8 protein-coding genes are annotated in these 18,523 nt (G+C 68.5%); 6 read left to right on the top strand and 2 right to left on the bottom strand.

The annotated features are described in order from the left end of the window. Nucleotides 1-5 precede the first annotated feature (5 nt). The gene (locus CXB49_RS14070) at nt 6-8,387 is read right to left on the bottom strand and encodes a non-ribosomal peptide synthetase/type I polyketide synthase (RefSeq protein ID WP_158300866.1); all 8,382 of its coding nucleotides are present in this window, start codon (nt 8,385-8,387) and stop codon (nt 6-8) included. Nucleotides 8,388-9,241: 854 nt separating this feature from the next. On the opposite strand from CXB49_RS14070, the gene mpl reads away from it, so the two are divergent. Continuing rightward, entirely contained in the window at nt 9,242-10,612 is a 1,371-nt protein-coding gene (gene mpl / locus CXB49_RS14050) for a UDP-N-acetylmuramate:L-alanyl-gamma-D-glutamyl-meso-diaminopimelate ligase (RefSeq protein ID WP_101708989.1), read from the top strand. A gap of 283 nt (nt 10,613-10,895) precedes the next feature. On the opposite strand, the gene CXB49_RS14045 is transcribed toward mpl, so the two are convergent. Next, nucleotides 10,896-11,831 (bottom strand): GGDEF domain-containing protein, encoded by a 936-nt coding sequence (locus tag CXB49_RS14045; RefSeq protein WP_101708988.1) that lies wholly within the window; start codon nt 11,829-11,831, stop codon nt 10,896-10,898. A gap of 449 nt (nt 11,832-12,280) precedes the next feature. On the opposite strand from CXB49_RS14045, the gene CXB49_RS14040 reads away from it, so the two are divergent. The 5 genes from CXB49_RS14040 to CXB49_RS14020 all read left to right on the top strand — a co-directional run bounded on the left by CXB49_RS14040 (nt 12,281) and on the right by CXB49_RS14020 (nt 18,521). Further along, nucleotides 12,281-13,606, top strand: coding sequence for a sodium-dependent transporter (locus CXB49_RS14040; RefSeq protein WP_101708987.1), 1,326 nt, complete (start codon nt 12,281-12,283; stop codon nt 13,604-13,606). Nucleotides 13,607-13,680: 74 nt separating this feature from the next. Beyond that, entirely contained in the window at nt 13,681-14,391 is a 711-nt protein-coding gene (locus CXB49_RS14035) for an ABC transporter substrate-binding protein (protein ID WP_101708986.1), read from the top strand. A 65-nt stretch (nt 14,392-14,456) separates the two neighbouring features. Further along, entirely contained in the window at nt 14,457-15,689 is a 1,233-nt protein-coding gene (locus CXB49_RS14030) for a DUF1615 domain-containing protein (RefSeq protein WP_233492807.1), read from the top strand. A gap of 195 nt (nt 15,690-15,884) precedes the next feature. Continuing rightward, nucleotides 15,885-16,337, top strand: coding sequence for a (2Fe-2S)-binding protein (locus CXB49_RS14025; RefSeq protein ID WP_101708984.1), 453 nt, complete (start codon nt 15,885-15,887; stop codon nt 16,335-16,337). 9 nt (nt 16,338-16,346) lie between these two features. Next, nucleotides 16,347-18,521 (top strand): xanthine dehydrogenase family protein molybdopterin-binding subunit, encoded by a 2,175-nt coding sequence (locus tag CXB49_RS14020; RefSeq protein ID WP_101708983.1) that lies wholly within the window; start codon nt 16,347-16,349, stop codon nt 18,519-18,521. Nucleotides 18,522-18,523: the final 2 nt, after the last annotated feature.

The following is an 18,523-nucleotide window of genomic DNA, read 5'->3' as shown; positions in this document are numbered from 1 at the left end:
AGCGCTCATTTGTCGGCGCCGCCCAGGGTTTCGTTTTCGATCTGATCGCGTCGCACGCGGCGGCGCTCGCGGCTGCGCAGGCCGCCCTCGTCGTCAGCCGCGGCCGGCTCGGCCTGGCCGATCAGCAGCGCCAGCTGCGCCAGCGTCGGCTTCAGCAGGAAGTCCTTCAGCGCCAGGCGCGCCGAGAAGCGCTGCTGCGCCCAGGTGACCAGTTGCGCGGCCGCCAGCGACTGTCCGCCGGCGACGAAGAAGTTGTCTTCCACGCCGGCCATCTCGAGCGCGAGGGTCTGCCGCGCGTAGTCGAGCAGCTCGGCTTCCACCGGCGTGCGCGGCGCCTGGACGGCGCCGGCGTCGGGGCGCGGCTCGATCAGCGCGCCGCGGTCGATCTTGCCGTGGCGGCTCAGCGGCAGCGCGGCCAGCGCGGCGAACTGCGCCGGGATCATGTAGATCGGCAGCCTTTGCGCCAGGTATTCGCGCAGCGCCTGTTGCCAGTCGCCGGCCTGCAGCACTTCCGCCTGCTGGCGCGGCACGATCCAGGCCAGCAGCCGCTGCGTGGCCGCGCTGTCGCCGCGCAGGTCCACCACCGCTTCCTGGATCGCCGGATGGGCGCGCAGCGCGTGCTCGATTTCGCCGATCTCGATGCGCAGGCCGCGCAGCTTGATCTGGTTGTCGACGCGGCCCAGGTATTCGACGGCGCCGTCGTCCAGCCAGCGGGCGCGGTCGCCGGAGCGGTACAGCCGCTGCGGCGCGCCGTCGCCGGCGACGGTTTCGATGAAGGCGGCGGCGTTCTGCTCCGGACGGTTCAGATAGCCGCGCGCCAGCTGGGCGCCGCCGATCAGCAAATCGCCCTCGACGCCGACGCCGACCGGGCGGCCGCGGCTGTCGACGATGCGGATGGCGGTGTTGGCCACCGGATAGCCGATGGGCACCGGGCCGAGCTCGTCGGCGCGCAGCTGGCAATGGGTGACCAGAATGGTGGTTTCAGTGGGGCCGTACAGGTTGTGCAGTTCCAGCGCCGGCAGGCCCAGTTCGCGCACCGCGGCGCATTGCGACGGCAGCAGCGCCTCGCCGCCGGCGAACAGATGCCGCAGCGAACGGCATTCGCGGGCCGCCGGCGTGGCGGCGAAGGCTTCCAGCATCGCCGGCACGAATTGCGCGGCGGTCACCTGTTCGGCGGCGATCAGCCGGGCCAGGTAGTCCGGATCGCGGTGGGTTTCCGGCGGCGCCACCACCAGGCGGGCGCCGGCCAGCAGCGGCCAGCACAGCTCCCACAGCGAGATGTCGAAGGTGTACGGCGCTTTTTGCAGCACCGCGTCCGAGGCGTCCAGCGGGAAGCGCTCGGTGGTCCACTGCATCAGGTTGGCCAGGCCGCCATGGGTGCACAGCACGCCCTTGGGCTTGTTGGTCGAGCCCGAGGTGTAGATCACGTAGGCCAGGTCGCCGGCTTCGACCGGCGCCGGATTGACCCAGGCGTCGGCGGTGCTGGGCCAGCCGGCGGCCAGCTCTTCCGGCGATTCGACGATGATGGCGGGGCAGCCCACCGCCAGGCGCGAGGCGATGGCGGCGTCGGTCACCAGCGCGATCGGCTGGGTCTCGGCGAAGATTTCCTCGCGGCGCAGCGTCGGCTCGTCCGGATCGATCGGCATGTAGGCGGCGCCGGTGTAGAAGATGCCCAGCAGCGTGGCCACCAGTTCGGCCGAGCGCGGCAGCATCACCGCGACGATTTTCTCCGGACCGGCGCCGTGGTTGACCAGCTCGCTGGCGATGGTGCGCGCCGCCAGGTCCAGCGTGCGGTAGTCGATGTGGCGGCCGTCGGCGGTGACGGCGATGGCGTCGGGGGTCAGCGCGGCCTGGCGGGCGATCCGCTGCGGCACCGGCAGCGCGGCCTTGTCGTTGGCGGTGGCGTTGAAGCCGTGCAGCACCTGCCGCAGCTCGGCGGCCGGCAGCGGGTTGGCGCGTTCCAGTTCGACGGCCGGATCGGCGGCGACGCGCGCGGCCCAGTCCAGCCAGCGCCCGGCCAGCCGCTCGATATCCTCGCGGCGGTAGCGGCGGCTCTGGTAGTCCATGTCCAGCAGCCAGCCCTTCGGCGTCTGCATCAGATTGATCGCCAGGTCGAACTTGACGCCGGACACCGGCGCGTCGAGCAGGGTCACCGGCAGGCCGGCGAATTCGCTCTGGCGCACGCGGTCCAGGTTGAAGGTGACGGTCAACGCGCCGGGACGCTCGCCGCCGGCCAGTACCGGCTCAAGCAGGCGCGCCAGCGGGTAGGCCTGGTGCTCGGACATCGCTTCCAGCTCGGTGTCCACCGCTTCCAGCAATTGCTCGAAGCGCGCGCCGGGCGCGAGGCGCGAACGCAGCGGCATGATCTGGGCCGCCTGGCCCACCATGCGCTCCAGTCCGTCCAGGCGGCCGTGTGTCGGCACGCCCAGCAGGATGTCGTCGCGGTCGAACAGCGCGTGGAACAGCGCCAGCGTCAGGCTGAGCGTGGTGGTGAACAGCGTGGCCTTCTGCCGCACCGCCAGCTGGGTCAGCGCATTGGCGATGTCGTCCGGCACCGGCAGCCGCAGCCGCTCGCCCTGCCAGCGGGCTTGCTGGCCGTCGTCGGCGGCGGACGCGCGCGGCAGCGGCAGCGCTTCGGGCGCGTCGGCCAGTCTTTGGCCCCAGAAGGCCTCGGCCTGATCGTCGCGCGCCGACAGCAGCCACTCCAGCTGGCGGCGGAACGGTTGCGCCGCCTCCAGCGCCGAGCGGCCCGCCGGATCCAGCAACGCGCCCAGCTCTTCCAGCACCAAGGCCAGCGACCAGCCGTCGATCAGGATGTGGTGGGCGCGCAGCGCCAGCACCGGCTTGCCGTCGGCTTGCTGGAACAGGCCGGCCTGCAGCGGGCCGCCGCTTTCCAGCGGGAACGGCGCGGCGGCGAAGGCGCGCAGCCAGCCGTCGCCGTCGTCGCCCTGGTCCAGCGTCAGCGGGATGGCCAGCTCGGCATGGACGCGTTGGATGCCCTTGTCGCCATGCACGGTGGTGCGCAGCGCCTCGTGCCGGGCGGACAGCTCGGCCAGCGCGCGTTCGAGCTGGGCCGGCGCGATGGCGCCGCCCAATTCCAGCGCGACGGTTTCGCAGTAGGCGGCGGCGCCGGAGTCGTCCAGCTGTGAGGCCAGCCAGATCTGGCGCTGGGTGTCGGACAGCGGCGCTTCGCCGGCGGCGAGGCCGGCGCCGGCCGGACGCGCCGGCAGGTAGCCGCCGGCGCGCAGCGCTTCGATGGAGTCGATCACCTTGTCGACGATGAAATCGATCTCCTGCTGGCCGTGGGCGTCGCACAGGAAGCAGTTGCGGCCCTCCCAGACGAAGAGGCCACGGTGCAGCAGATGGTAGTAGAACAGGTCCAGGTTGCCGGCGTGCTTGAAGCGGAACACCGAGCCGAAGTGGATCATCGACAGCGGCAGCTTCTCGTCCTGGAAGTACTGGTTCAGGCGCTCGGTCAGCTGGCGGGTGCGATCGGTCAGCGATTGCTGGAAGGCCGGGCCGCGCTGCTTCAGTTCCTTCAGCACCGCGTGCGCCATCGCCAGGCCCAGCGGGTGGTTGTTGAAGGTGCCGGCGAAAAAGGTGGTGGTCGCGTCGGGGGCGGAATCGTCGCCGAAGCGCCAGATGCCGCCGTCTATGCCGTCCAGCAGCGAGCCGCGCGCGGCCAGCGCCGCCATCGGCACGCCGCCGCCTATGGTCTTGCCATAGGTGACCAGGTCGGCTTCCACGCCGAACACTTCCTGCGCGCCGCCGGGGGCGCAGCGGAAGCCGGTGATCATTTCGTCGAAAATCAGCAGGATGCCGTGGCGGCGGGTCACTTCGCGCAGCTTGTGCAGGAATTCGCGCGGCTGGGCGTCCAGCACGCGGCTTTGCATCGGCTCCACCAGCACGGCGGCCAGCTGGTCGGCGTTGGCCTCTATCGCCTGCAGCGCGGAGTCGTCGCAATAGTCCAGCATCAGCAGGTCGGAGACGAAGTTCGGCAGGATGCCCGGCGCCACCGGCTCGGTGGCGTCGCCGACGGCTGAGCGGTCGCCCAACAGGCCGTCGAAGTGGCCGTGGTAGGACTTGCGGAACACCGCCACGCGCGAACGGTCGCGCAGCAGGCGCGCCAGGCGCAGCGCGGTCATCAGCGATTCGCTGCCCGACTGGCAGAACAGCACGCGGTCCATGCCGGTCATCTCGCACAGCATCGTCGACACTTCGCCGGCCAGCGTGGAGCGGGTGCCGAGCGCCAGGCTGTTGTCGGCCTGCTCGTGCAAGGCCGCCTTCAGGAACGGCGCGCCGTGGCCGAAGATGTTGACGCCGAAATCCATCGAGATGTCGATGTATTCGTTGCCGTCCACGTCCCATACCCGGGCGCCGTCGGCGCGGTTGCCGGTCAGCGGGTAGACGATTTCCTTCAGCGTCGGACGGAAGCCGGCGGAGGCGCGCACGTCGGCCAGTCTTTCGCGGCGCTCGTCGGCCAGCCGCTTGGAGGTGGCGGTGCGGGCGATATAGGCCTGGGAGAAGGCGGCGAAATGCGCGGCTTGCTGCTGAGAGGAGCCGGCGGCGCGGGCCGGCGCGGCCTTGGCGGACGGCGCATGGCCGGCGGCGGCGGGCAGGGCGGCGATGGCCGCGGCCACCGGCCGGACCGGCGCCGGGACGGCCTGGGGTACGCCGCCGAGCGCGGCGAGCTGGCCGCTGATCACTTGTTGCACCAGATTCAGCTGCTGCTGGAACAGCGCGTTGACGTCGCCGCTCATCGCGTGGGCGGTCGGGACGATGGCCGGCGCCGGCGCGGCGGCGAGCGGAGCCTGCGCCGGCTGCGGCGCGGTCTGTTCCGCCAGGTGCACGCTGAGGCGGTCGATGGTGTTCAGTTCGTTCAGCAGTTGGCGCGCGCTGATCTTGACGCCGTAGCTGGCCTGGATGCCGCGCATCGCCTCGGCCAGCATCACCGAGTCGGCGCCCATCTCGATGAACAGGCGGTCGGTTTGCAGGTCGGCTTCCGATTCCCCCAGCGCCTTGGCGATTTGCCGCACCAGGTCGGCTCGGACTTGCCGCACGCGTTCGTCCGAGGCTGCCTGAGCGGTGGAGGGGAGGTCCAGGGGGCTGTTGACGTGTGGCATGGCTGGCTCCAGCGAAGATGGAATGGGGAATGAGGTGGCGGACGCGGACAGGGCGCGTCGGCGGTAAGGCTGGTCGAAGCGGGTCCAATCGAGATCGACGCCGGCGTTGTGCAGGGCGCCCGCGCTGTCGAGCATGGCCTGCCAGTCGTTGCCGGCGCCGTCGAGCGAGCTGAGCCAGCTGACGTCCAGCTCGCCGCCGGCGCCGCGTCCGAGCGCGCTCAGCGTCGGCCGCGGGCCCAGCTCTAGGAACAGCTTGTGGCCTTGCGCCAGCAGGGTTTGCACCCCCTGGCGGAACTGGACGGTGCCGCGGGCGTGGGCCGCCCAGTAGGCGCCCTCGGGCGCCGCGATGTGCGGCAGTCCGCTGAGGTTGGAAATCACCGGCACCGATCCGGTCTGCCAGTCTATCGGGGCGGCCAGCGCGGCCATGCGCGCGAGCACCGGGTCCAGCAGCGGCGAGTGGAAGGCGGTGGAGACGTCCAGCATCCGCCAGCGCATGCCCTGGGCGTCCAGCGTCTGCTTCGCCTGGGCCAGCGCGTCGGACGCGCCCGACAGCACGCAGCTGGCGGGGCCGTTGTCGGCCGCCAGCGCCAGGCTGCCGGCGTGGGTGGCGACCAGTTCGCGCAGCTGTTCCGCCGAGGCCTTCACCGCCATCATGCCGGCCGCGCCGGCGGTCACCTGCATCAGCGCGCCGCGCGCCGCCACCAGCGGCAGGATCTGCTCGATGGTCGCCATGCCGGACAGCGCGGCGGCGGTGTATTCGCCGAGGCTGTGTCCCAACAGCGCCGCCGGGCGCACGCCCCAGTCGGCCCACAGCTGGGCCAGCGACCAGCTCAGCGCCACCCAGGCCGGTTGGGCGTAGCGGGTGTTCTGCAGCAGCGCGTCGCCGCGGGAGCGGTCGAACAGCAGCCGCGACAGGGAAACGTCCAGCACCGGCCTGAGCAGCGCGGAGCAGTGCTCGATGGCGTCGCGGAACGTGGGCTGGCTGGCGTAGAGTTCGGCGCCGGCGCCGGCCAGCGCGCTGCCCTGGCCGGTCAGCAGGAACACCACGCCGGGCGCGGCGGCCGGGGCGGGGGCCGCTTGGGGTTTGGCGGCCAGTTGTTGCAGGCCGCGGCGCAACTCGTCCGGATCGGCGGCGCCGACGCTGGCGCGCCAGGGCTGCCCGGCCAGTTTGGCGTTGGCGGCGTGACAGAAGTCGGCCAGCGCGTCGGGCGGCAGTTGGGCGCCGTCGCGCAGCGCCTGTTCGGCTTGGGCTGTCAGCGTTTCGGCGCTGGCGGCGGCCAGCGCGAGCAGATGGCGCGGCCGGTCGGTGATCCGCGCGGCCAGGCCTTGGTCGCCATACCAGCACCGGCGACGCTGCCACGGATAGGCGGGCAGCTCGGTCAGGGCGCCGGTCGGCTGGATGCGCTGCCAGTCCAACTCGTGGCCGTAGGTGTAGAGCAGGCCGAGCGCGGCGACGGCCTCGGCGGGAGCGGCCAGCAGACGCAGCCTTTCGGGCAGCGCGGCCGCGTCGTCGAGACCGGTGGTCAGGATGTCCCAGCGGCCCTGCAGCTGCTGCTGCCATGCGTCGGACGGGCCGTCCAGTTCGGTGTCGGCCGCGACGCCGGCGTCGGCGAGCGCGGCGCGCAGCGCCGGCGAGCCGCCATGGAGGGCCAGCTTGCGGGCGCCGGCGGCGGGCCGGCGGCCGAGAGACAGTCCGGGATGCGTTCGGCCGGTGGCCGCGGCGCGCAGGGCGGCGGCCATGGCGGCGCGGTCGCCGCAGGCCGCCAGCCGGTGGTCCATGTGATCGCGACGGAGCGAGGCGGTGTGGACGATGTCGGCCAGCGACGCGCCGTCGTCCCGCTCCAGCAGGGCGGCGTATTGGGCGGCTTGCGCGCGCAGCGCTTCGGCGGAGGCGGCGCTGAGCGGGAGCAGCCAGCCGGCGCCGTGTTCGGCCTCGGCGGCGCGCGGCGCTTGCGCCGGCGCGGCTTCCAGTATCAGGTGGGCGTTGGTGCCGCCGAAGCCGAAGCTGCTGACGCCGATGCGGGCGGGGCGGCGCGCCGACGGCAGGGGCACCGGCGCGCCGGCGACGGCCAGTTTCAGCCGGTCCAGATCGATGTCCGGATTCGCCTGGTGGAAGTTCAGCGATCTGGGCAGCGTTTCCTCGCGCAGCGCGATCACGCCTTTGAGCAGGCCGGCGATGCCGGCGGCGGCTTCCAGATGGCCGATATTGGTCTTGATCGAGCCGACCGCCAGCGCCTGCTCGCGGTCGGCGGCGAAGACCTCGCCCAGCGCCTGGGCTTCGATCGGGTCGCCCAGCGGGGTGCCGGTGCCGTGCAGTTCCACCGCGTCGATATCGGCGGGGCGCAGGCCGGCGTCGGCCAGGGCGTCGCGGATCACGCCTACCTGGGCCGGGCCGCTGGGCGCGGTCAGGCCGTTGGTGCGGCCATCCTGGTTGACCGCGCTGCCGGCGATCAGCGCAAGCGCGCGTTCCCGCTCCGGTTGCAGCTGGCTGGCGCGCTTGAGGACGACGATGCCGGCGCCTTCGCCGCGCACATAGCCGTCGGCGGCGGCGTCGAAGGTCTTGCAGCGGCCATCGGGGGACAGCATCTTGGCGCCGGCGAAAACCTTCATCAGGTCGGGGGCCAGCAGCAGGTTGACCCCGCCGGCGATGGCGAGGTCGATCTCGCCGGCGCGCAGCGCGCGAATGGCGAGGTGGGTGGCGGTCAGCGACGAGGAGCAGGCGGTATCGACCGCCAGACTCGGGCCGGACAGGTTGAGGAAGTAGGACAGCCGGTTGGCGACGATGCTGAAAGCGTTGCCGGTTCCGGCGTACAGGTCGAGATCCTGGCCCTCGTTCATCTGCAGCCGGCTGTAGTCGAAGGTGGAAATGCCGATGTAGACGCCGGTGCGGCTCCCGGCGAGGCTGGCGCGCGGAATGCCGGCGGATTCCAGCGCCTCCACCGCCAGCTCCATCACCAGGCGCTGCTGCGGGTCCATCTGGTTGGCCTCGCGCTGGGCGATGCCGAAGAATGGCGGGTCGAAACCATCCGGCGGGTCGATCAGACCGGCCCGGCTCACGCCGTCCGCAGCGATGGCGCCGCGGTCTATGGCGATCTGGTCCACGGCTTCGCGTTCTTCCAGCAGCAGGGCTTTGAGCGACTGGAGATTGTTGGCGCCGGGAAAGCGGCAGGCGGCACCGATGATGGCGACGCGTTCTGGTTGGCGCGACGGGGCGGAACAATTTTCAGAAGCGTTGGTCGATTGAGACGGTTGCGGATGATTCATAGGAGTTGCGCCATTATTTGGGCCGAATTTCTAGCGGCATAGTCAGAGGTATGGTTTGTTTGTTTTTTGTAATATTTTTTTCATTCAAATAGTTTGAAGGTGAACTTTATTGCTGGTTTTTATTATTTCAGTTATCGCTAATACAGCCCGTAATAAAAATGTCTTTGTTCTATTCTCTTGTTTTGGCATGAATGTCTCAGCGATAACGTAGAAACAATACAGCATGCTAAAACAAGCTTGTATGACATCTATGTTTTGGTATTTTTATGATGTTTGCGTTGCAAGGCGAGGCGTGAATGTCCTGAAGTGGACATACATATCATTGATAAAAAAGGAGATATGCAGATTTTCCTGGCGTCTTGCAATCGGCGTTTATTGAATGAAAATGGGGGGTGGATGACTGAAAAACAAAATTTTCAAGTCGAATTGACCATGCTTTTGGACAGTGTGTGTGTGGTAGAAATGCTCTAAACGGGGACGGGCGGAGAGGGGGCGGGAGGCCGCCGTTATTGGCTAATTCGATGTTTCGCCGATGGACTGCGGGCAAAGGTGGATTTTTCTGATTAGTATATTTTTACAACGAACAAAATAAACAGGCGGTATGTGAATTCAACATGGCAGTGCCACGACGGAATCAGTTCCCGGCGGTTTTAACTTTTGGCCTGGCCGGATAATGCCGGGCAGTGGATTTAATTTATGATAAATGTAAACTTATTGACATTGTCATGTCCAGGCTTGTTTTTGCCTTTATGACTTCCGGTTGGCCGCGTCGGACATTGGCCGCCGGGTTTCGTGAGACGGATCGGTTTCAGGTATCCTTGTGGTTTGCCGTTTTCTCGATGCTGAACTGACCTATGCACATCCACATCCTGGGTATCTGCGGTACCTTCATGGGCGGCATCGCCGCCATCGCCAAACAGGCCGGCCACCAGGTGACCGGCTGCGACGCCAACGTCTATCCGCCGATGAGCACCCAGCTGGAGGCGATGGGCATCGCGCTGACGCAGGGCTTCGGCGCGGAACAGGTGGAGCTGAATCCGGACGTGTACGTGATCGGCAATGTCGTGACGCGCGGCAAGCCGCTGATGGAGGAAATCCTCAACCGCGGCCTGCCCTATATCTCCGGTCCGCAATGGCTGGCGGAGAACGTGCTGCGGGACAAATGGGTGCTGGCGGTGGCCGGCACGCACGGCAAGACCACCACCAGCTCGATGCTGGCCTGGATACTGGAGGACGCCGGTCTGGCGCCGGGCTTCCTGATCGGCGGCATTCCGGAAAACTTCGGGGTGTCGGCGCGTCTGCCGGGCCGGCCGGCGCTGGACCCGGCGAGCGAGAGTCCCTTCTTCGTGATCGAGGCCGACGAGTACGACACCGCCTTCTTCGACAAGCGCTCCAAATTCGTCCATTACCGCCCGCGCACCGCGGTGCTGAACAATCTGGAATTCGACCACGCCGACATCTTCGCCGACCTGGCGGCGATCGAGACCCAGTTCCACCATCTGGTGCGCACCATTCCCGGCCATGGCCGCATCGTCAGCAATGGCCGGGAGTCCAATCTGGATCGCGTGCTGGAGCGCGGCTGCTGGACGCCGGTGGAGCGCTTCGGCGCCGACGCCGGCTGGCAGCTGGGCGCGCTGCACGACGACGGCGGCTTCGACGTGCTGCTGGACGGCGCCATGCAGGGCACGGTGCGCTGGACGCTGCTGGGCGAGCACAACCGGCTGAACGCGCTGGCCGCGATAGCCGCCGCCCGCCACGCCGGCGTGGCGGTCGGGGACGCGATAGCCGCCTTGTCCCGTTTCGCCAACGTCAAGCGGCGGATGGAGCTGAAGGGCGTGGCGAACGGCGTGACCGTCTACGACGATTTCGCCCATCATCCGACGGCGATCGCCACCACGCTGGAAGGCTTGCGCCGCAAGGTCGGGGCGCAGCGCATCCTGGCGGTGCTGGAGCCGCGCTCCAACACGATGAAGCTGGGCACGATGAAGGCGGCGCTGCCGACTTCGCTGGCCCTGGCCGACAAGGTGTTCTGCTCGGCGGCCGGCCTGGGCTGGAATCCGGCCGAGGCGCTGGAGCCTATCGGCGACAAGGCGCGGACCTTCTCCGATTTCGACGCGCTGGTGAGCGCCGTCGCCGCCGAGGCCAGGCCCGGCGACCACGTGCTGGTGATGAGCAACGGCGGCTTCGGCGGCATCCACCAGAAGCTGTTGGACAAGCTGGCCTGAGAGCCTGTTTACGATCTTTTGACGAGCATCGCAGCCCAGCCAGCAGGTCAGATGCAAGGCGGGGGGCGTAGGCCTTGGTGATTCCAAGGCCTAGCCCGACAACGCCGCAGATGGCCTGCTGGCTGGCCTGCCCTTCGGGACGGTTTTCTGCCGGCGCATGGCTTTGTCAAACGTCCCTTGCAGTGAACGACACTGCCGCGGGCCGTTTTTCGTGCCCTGCATCCGGCAGAATACCGTCGATGCCGCAAAAAGATCGTAAACAGGCTCTGAGCGCCGGCCCCGCTCAGGGCAGTTTGATGATGTAGTTGGCGCCGCCTTCGCGCGCCTTGCGCAGCGCGATGTCCAGTCGTTCCAGCATCGGGGTCGGACTGGTCTCGTCGCTGCGCAGCGAGCTGGCGCCGACGCAGGCCAGCGCCTGATGCTCCTCGCCGCGATGCAGGAAGGTCAGCTGGCGCAGCGCCTTGATCAGCCGGCGGCCGGTCTCGCTGGCGCCGGGCAATTGCGTGCTCGGCAGCAGAATGATGAAGATGTTGTCGCCGCGGCGCGCCACCAGATCGCTGTCGCGGGTGCTTTGCAGGCACAGGCTGCTGGCCAGCCGGATCAGCTGGCCGCTGGCCGAGCCGTCGTCGCCCTTGGGCACCATCTCGGGCAGATTGACCAATTCCAGCGCCAGCACCGACAACGGTCCGCCGTAGCGGCGCGAGCGATTGGTCTCGGCATGGGCCGCCGCCATCAGCCGGTGCATGCCGGCGACGCCGGTCAGCTTGTCCTCGTCCTCGCCCTGGCAGCCTTCCTCTTTCAGCGTCTTGACGATGTTCAGCGAGCGCTCGACCAACTGGCGCTCGAAATCCAGCAGCTGGCCCATCACCTTGGCTTCGGTGCGGTCGGCGAAGCTGAACGCCAGCATCGGGCCGGCGCCGATGTCGACATGGCGCGCCGACAGCTGGACATCGAAGCTGCGGGCGTCGGCGGTGGACAGCTGCATGCCGCGGTTGTAGATCATATTGCCGCGCGTCAGCTGCTCGTCGATGTCGACGGCCTGGGCCCGATCCGGCACGAAATCGTAGATCGAGCGGCCCAGCAGTTCGTCGTGCGGGCAGACCAGCAGGATGCTGGCCAGCTGATTGGCGCCGCGGATGCGGCCGTCGACGGGATCGGACAGGATCAGGCAGCCCTGCACGGTGTCGATCAACGGTTGAAGCGTTTGCATTGTGGCCATGGCTGTCCTCCCGAGACAAGCAATACAACATGTCGCTGCCGGCTGCTCCTGGGATGGACGACGCGCGCACTACGTTGTTTTACTTAGTTTATTCCTAAGTTTGGCAAATTTCACGGTGCAATCGCTCGGGACGGCTGTGCGGTGGTTTTCGGCCGATGAATGGCGGCGCGGCATTTTTAGTTAGCTAGCGCCCGCAATCATGTTAAATTGGAAAGCGCAGCAGCAATATCCGATCAGGACCGGCCGGCGTCCCCATCCCCGACGCCCCGGTAGCCGCCGTCCCACCGGACGGACGCCTGTCCCGATGCCTCCGCCGATCAGAGCCTGTTTAGGATTCTGGGCGGGGCTGCCAACGCCGGCGCCACCAATGCGGCCCGCCGACGTCCGCGCCGCCTATCGGCGCGCGCCGCGTTTCACGACATCCAAAAATACGACAAAGACGATAGAACATGGCTAGATCTCAATGGGGCTCGCGCCTCGGTTTCATTCTCGCGGCAGCCGGCTCGGCCATCGGGCTGGGCGCCATCTGGAAGTTTCCCTACGTCGCCGCCACCAATGGCGGCGGAGCGTTCCTGTTTGTTTACCTCGGCATCTGCCTGACGCTGGGCCTGGTGCTGATGGTGTCGGAGATGGCGCTGGGACGCGCCGCCAATGCCGGCGCCGTCGGCGCCTTCCGCCGGCTTGCCGGCGGTTTCTGGCCGGTGATCGGCTATATGGGCGTGCTGGTGTGTTTCCTGATCCTGTCGTTCTACAGCGTGGTCGGCGGCTGGACCGTCGCCTATATCGTCAAGTCGCTGCAGGGCAGCATCATGACGTCCGATCCGAAGGCGCTGGGCGCCATCTTCAGCGGCTTCATCAGCGATCCGGTGCAGCCGGTGCTGTATCACGGCGGCTTCGCGCTGCTGACGCTGGCCGTGGTGGTCGGCGGCGTGCAGAAGGGCATAGAGACGCTGTCCAAGTTCCTGATGCCGGCGCTGTTCGCGCTGATGCTGGTGCTGATCGCGCGCGGCCTGACGCTGCCGGGCGCGATCGAGGGGGTAGGCTACTTCGTCGCGCCGGACTTCTCCAAGGTCAGCGCGGCCATGCTGGTCGACGCGCTGGGCCTGGCCTTCTTCTCCCTGTCGCTGGGCCTGGGCATCATGATCACCTATGGCTCCTACGTCGGTCGCGAATCCAAGCTGGTGAGCTCGGCGCTGTGGGTGATCGCGCTGACGGTGGCCACCTGCTTCCTGGCCGGCCTGATGGTGCTGCCGGCGGTGTTCGCCTTCGGCTTCGACCCGTCGGCCGGCCCCGGCCTGACCTTCATCACGATGCCGGCGGTGTTCGCCCACCTGCCGCTGGGCCAGCTGTTCGCGGTGATGTTCTTCTGCCTGCTGCTGCTGGCGGCGCTGACGTCTTCGGTGTCGCTGCTGGAGGTGGTGACCAGCTTCGCCATCGACGAGTTGCGTCTGTCGCGCCGCGCCGCCGCCGTCCTGATGGCCGCCGGCACCTTCCTGCTGGGCGTGCCGGCCTCGCTGTCGCTGGGCGTCTGGAGCGATTATCAGCTGTTCGGGATGAATTTCTTCGACTTGCTGGACTTCGTCACCTCCAAGCTGCTGATGCCGGCCGGCGAGCTGCTGCTGGCGTTGTTCGTCGGCTGGAAGGCCTGGCCGGTGGTCAGGAACGAGCTGTCGTCGGGCCGCTCGCCGCGGACCATGCGGTGCATGCGCGGCTTCTGCATGGCGCTGGCGCCGTTGCTGATAGGCTGGATCATGGTGGCCGGCATCGGCGGATGACGGCATGAGGAGACGGGGAGCGATGGCTCCCCGTTTTGCTATGGTTCAGACAGTGCGAATGGTCTGGAGTGGCGATGGCTGGGTGGCGAATGGCGGCGGTCCTGTCGGGCGCCTTGCTGGCGGCGGATGCGCGGGCCGAGACCCTGCGCATGCTGTTGACGCAGATTCCCGGCGTCATCGAATTGGCGCCCGATGGCGCGAGCATGCGGGGCACCGGCATCGATCTGATGAAGGAGGTCGGACGACGGGCCGGCGTGGAGCTGCATTTCGAGGTCTATCCGCAGGCGCGCGCCCGCCTGATGGTGGAGCAGCAGCCCGACGCCTGCTTTCCGGCGGGCCGTCTGCCCGAGCTGCAGGCGAAGTACAAGTGGAGCGCGCCGCTGCTGCAGATGCGCCTGGTCTTGCTGGCCAGGGGCGACGATGGCCGACAGCTGCATGGCCTGGAGCGGGCGCAGTCGCTGCGGGTGGGCGCGATGCGCGGCACCATGGTGGCGGCGCGGCTGAAGGAGCGGGGCGTGGCGGTGGAGGAGAGCGCCGACTACCTGAGCGGGCTGGAGAAATTGAAGCTGGGCAGGCTGGATCTGTGGGGAATGCTGGACGTCGGCGTCGCCTCGCTGGCGAAGCGCCTGGGCATGCCGCCGCCCCGGGTGGCCTGGGTGGTGGACACGCTGGACGTGTCCTTCGCCTGTAACCGGCAGGCGGACGACGCGCTGATCGCGCGCCTGGACCGCGCCATCGCCGCGATGCGCGCCGACGGCAGCATGGCCCGTTTCGACCTGCGTTGAAGCGGCGCATGCCAAGCGCCGCCGCTCTGGGCTACACTCTGGTCTTTGCCCGTTTGCGAGACATCGTGAAAGTCCGTCTGACCCTGCTGGCAGCCAGCCTGCTCGTCGCTGCCTGCGCCACGCCGCCGAACCCCGCCCCCATCGTCGCGCCCGAGGCGCCGGCCTCCGCTCCCGCCGTCGACGTGCCGCCGCCGGAGCAGCCTGCCTCGGCGCCGGTGACCGCGCCGGTCGCGCCGCCGCGCCCGGTGACGCGGCCGGTTCAGCCGCCCGCGGCGATCTCGGAAAGCCAGGGGCGCGCCTTGCTGGACCGCCTGCTGCCGCCGGGCATCCCGGACCGCAGGGGCTGGAGCAACGACGTGATGGGCGCCTTCAGCCATCTGAAGATTCCGTACACGCCGCAGTTCTTCTGCGCGGCGCTGGCGGTGGCGGAGCAGGAGTCCGGCTTCAGCCCGGACCCGGTGGTGCCCGGTCTGTCTAAAATTGTCTGGGGCGAGATCGAGCAGCGCCGGCAGAAATATCTGATTCCGCAATTCGTCGTCGACGCGGCGATGAGCAAGGCGTCGCCGGACGGCCGCAGCTTCAAGCAGCGGGTGGACGCCTTGCGCACCAAGCGGGAGATGAACGCGCTGTACGAGGACATGGTGCGCGAGCTGCCGTTCGGCCAGACCATCTTCGAGCACAAGAACCCGATACGCGACGGCGGGCCGATGCAGGTCAGCGTGGCCTTCGCCGAGACCCATGTCCGCGCCTGGCCGTATCCGTACAACTATTCCAGCCTGCGCGACGAAGTCTTCACCCGCCGCGGCAGCGTCTACTTCGGCACCGCCATCCTGCTGCAGTACCCGGCGCCGTACCACGAGATGGTCTACCGCTTCGCCGACTACAACGCCGGCCGTTACGCCAGCCGCAACGCCGCCTTCCAGCAGGCGGTGTCCCGCCTGTCCGGCCGCAAGCTGGCGCTGGACGGCGACATCATGCTGTACAGCGACAAGATGAACCGCGTGCTGTCCGGCCAGACCAGCGACACCCAGCGCGCGCTGCAAGCCATCGCCGGCCGCCTGGGCATCAGCGACGCCGACATGATGCGCGACCTGCGGCTGGAGAAGCTGTCCGGCTTCGGCCAGAGTCTGCTATATCAAAAGGTATTCGCGCTGGCCGGGCCGAAGGCGCCGCGCGAGATCATTCCGCAGATCGTGTTGGTCAGTCCCAAGTTCACCCACAAACTGACCACCGAGTGGTTCGCGCGCCGCGTCGACGGCCGCTACCAGCGCTGCCTGGCGCGCGGCGGCGCCAACTAGCGACGGTCGCCGCGAAAGCGCGTAGGCGACCGGCTTCCGCCTTGTCGCGCCGGCGGCTTTTTCTTATACTATTTGTTGAAATTGTTGTCACTGTCATCGTGACGCCGCGGGCAGCCGCGCGCGGCGCCGGTTCGCATCCGGGCGGCGGCCAGTCCTGGTCCGTCGCCTTGCGTTTTTCGGAACGGGAGGCAAGGCATGAAGGTTTCCATCAACGGCAAGGAGGTGGAGCTTTCGTCCACCCCTGACACCCCTTTGCTGTGGGCGCTGCGGGACGAGCTGGGCCTGACCGGCACCAAGTTCGGTTGCGGCGCGGCCTTGTGCGGCGCCTGTACGGTGCTGAAGAACGGTCTGCCCATCCGCTCCTGTGTGACGCCGATCTCGGCGCTGGCGGCGGACGACAGCATCACCACGGTGGAAGGCAACGCCGACAAGGTCGGCCAGGCGGTCAAGCAGGCCTGGCGCCAGCTGGACGTCGTGCAGTGCGGCTTTTGCCAGAGCGGTCAGGTGCTGGCCGCGACCGCCTTGCTCAGCGCCAACCCGCACCCGTCAGACAGCGATATCGACGAGGCGATGAGCGGCAATCTGTGCCGCTGCGGGACCTATATCCGCATACGCGCGGCCGTCCACGCCGCCGCCAAGCTGTTGTAGGAGGCCGCGATGACGACCACCAGCAGCGTTTCCCGCCGCGGTTTCCTGAAAATGAGCGGCGCGCTAGGCGGCGCGCTGTGCCTGGGCTTCGTCCTCGGCGAGGGCGGACGCAGGGCCGAGGCGGCGGAAGCCAAGAGCGCCATTTCCTCCCCGAACGCCTTCGTCCGAATCGAGAAGGACGGCGGCGTCACCATCGTCAGCAACAAATCCGAGATGGGGCAGGGCATCTACACCTCGCTGGCGATGCTGATCGCCGAGGAATTGGAGTGCGACTGGAACCGGATCCAGGTGGTGTCGGCGCCGGCGGCCCCGGTCTACGTCCATACCGCCTTCCATATCCAGATCACCGGCGGCAGCACCAGCACGCTGTCCAGCTATGACCAGTACCGCAAGATAGGCGCCGCCGCGCGCGACATGCTGATCGCCGCCGCCGCGCAGCGCTGGGGCGTGCCGGCCACGCAATGCCGCGCCGAAAACAGCCGGGTGTTCAACAACGCCAACGGCGCCAGCCTGGGCTACGGCGAGCTGACCGAGGCCGCCGGCAAGCTGCCGGTGCCGGACACGGTGGAATTGAAGCCGCGCCACCGCTGGAAGCTGTTGGGCACCCGCGTGCACCGGCTGGACGGCGACGAGAAGCTGGACGGCCGCGCGCAGTTCGCGATGGACGTCCGCCTGCCCGGCATGCTGACCGCGCTGGTCAAGCGCTGTCCCAGCTACGGCGGCAAGCCCGGCAGCTTCAAGGCGGACGCGGCGCTGGCGGTGCCCGGCGTCAGGGACGTGTTCGCGATCAGCAACGGCGTCGCCGTGCTGGCCGACGGCTTCTGGCCGGCGAAGAAGGCGCGGGACTTGCTGGAAGTGGAGTGGGAGCGCGGCGCCAACGCCGCGCTGGATTCGACCCGGCTGGGCGAGCATTACCGGGCGCTGGCGGCCAGGCCCGGCCAGCATTACCACGGCGTCGGCGACGCCGAGGCGGCGCTGGCCGGCGCGGCGAAGCGGCTGGAGGCCCGCTACGAGCTGCCGTATCTGTCGCACTCGCCGATGGAGCCGTTGAACTGCGTGGTCTGGCTGAAACCGGGCAGTTGCGAGATCTGGAGCGGCACCCAGTCGCAGACGATAGACGCCGGCATGGCCGCGAAGATGACCGGGCTGAAGCCGGAGCAGGTCACGTTGCACACCACCTTCCTCGGCGGCGGCTTCGGCCGGCGCGCGGTGCCGGTCGGCTCCGACTGGCTGAAGGAGGCGCTGGAGGTGGCCAAGCATCACGGCCAGGGCGCGCCTGTCCGGCTGATGTGGACGCGCGACGACGATCTGGCCGGCGCCTACTACCGGCCGATGTGGACCGACCGCCTGCGCGGCGGCATCGGCGCCGATGGCAAGCCGGTGGCCTGGCTGCAGACCGGCGTCGGCCAGTCCATCCTCGCCGGCACGCCGTTCGCGCCGATGATGGTCAAGAACGGCATAGACGAGGTGTCGGTCGAGGGGACCGAGGACATGCCGTATGCGTTGCCGGCGGTTTCCCTGGACCTGCATACCGTGCCGACGCCGCTGCCGGTGCTGTGGTGGCGTTCGGTCGGCCACTCGCACAGCGCCTTCTCCAAGGAATGCTTTGTCGACGAGCTGGCGGAGTTGGCGCGGCAGGACCCGGTGGCCTACCGGCTGGCGCTGCTGGACAAGGCGCCGCGCCAGCAGGGCGTGCTGCGCGAGGCGGCGCGGATGGCCGGCTGGGGCCGCAAGCTGCCGAAGGGACACGGCCTGGGCGTCGCCGTGCACACCTCTTTCGGCTCCCATGTCGCCCAGGTGGTCGAGGTGTCGGTCAAGGACCAGGAGTTGAAGGTCGAGCATGTGTGGTGCGCGGTCGATTGCGGCGTCGTCGTCAATCCGGACCAGGTGGCGGCCCAGATGGAGGGCGCCGTGATGTTCGGCCTGTCGGCGGCGATGTTCGGCGAGATCACCTTCAAGGACGGCGAGGTCGAGCAGAAGAACTTCGACCGTTACCAGATCGTCAGGATGTTCCAGGCGCCGAAGGTCGATGTCTCCATCGTCGCCAGCGAGGAGGCGCCGGGCGGCACCGGCGAGCCGGCCGTGCCGCCGGTCGCGCCGGCGCTGGCCAACGCCATCCGCTCGGCTTCCGGCCAGCGGCTGCGCGAGTTGCCGCTGAGCCGGCACGGCTACCAGATGGTGTGACG

The sequence above is a fragment of the Chromobacterium sp. ATCC 53434 genome (genome assembly GCF_002848345.1).
Taxonomy (GTDB): domain Bacteria; phylum Pseudomonadota; class Gammaproteobacteria; order Burkholderiales; family Chromobacteriaceae; genus Chromobacterium.
The sequence above is the reverse complement of the archived record's forward strand: the minus strand, read 5'-3'. Positions and strand labels throughout refer to the sequence as shown.

What these genes read in the sequence shown, in the direction of transcription:
- CXB49_RS14070 (WP_158300866.1), bottom strand. Translation starts at nt 8,387, where the DNA reads ATGAATCATCCGCAACCGTCTCAATCGACCAACGCTTCTGAAAATTGT.
- mpl (WP_101708989.1), top strand. Translation starts at nt 9,242, where the DNA reads ATGCACATCCACATCCTGGGTATCTGCGGTACCTTCATGGGCGGCATC.
- CXB49_RS14045 (WP_101708988.1), bottom strand. Translation starts at nt 11,831, where the DNA reads ATGGCCACAATGCAAACGCTTCAACCGTTGATCGACACCGTGCAGGGC.
- CXB49_RS14040 (WP_101708987.1), top strand. Translation starts at nt 12,281, where the DNA reads ATGGCTAGATCTCAATGGGGCTCGCGCCTCGGTTTCATTCTCGCGGCA.
- CXB49_RS14035 (WP_101708986.1), top strand. Translation starts at nt 13,681, where the DNA reads ATGGCTGGGTGGCGAATGGCGGCGGTCCTGTCGGGCGCCTTGCTGGCG.
- CXB49_RS14025 (WP_101708984.1), top strand. Translation starts at nt 15,885, where the DNA reads ATGAAGGTTTCCATCAACGGCAAGGAGGTGGAGCTTTCGTCCACCCCT.
- CXB49_RS14020 (WP_101708983.1), top strand. Translation starts at nt 16,347, where the DNA reads ATGACGACCACCAGCAGCGTTTCCCGCCGCGGTTTCCTGAAAATGAGC.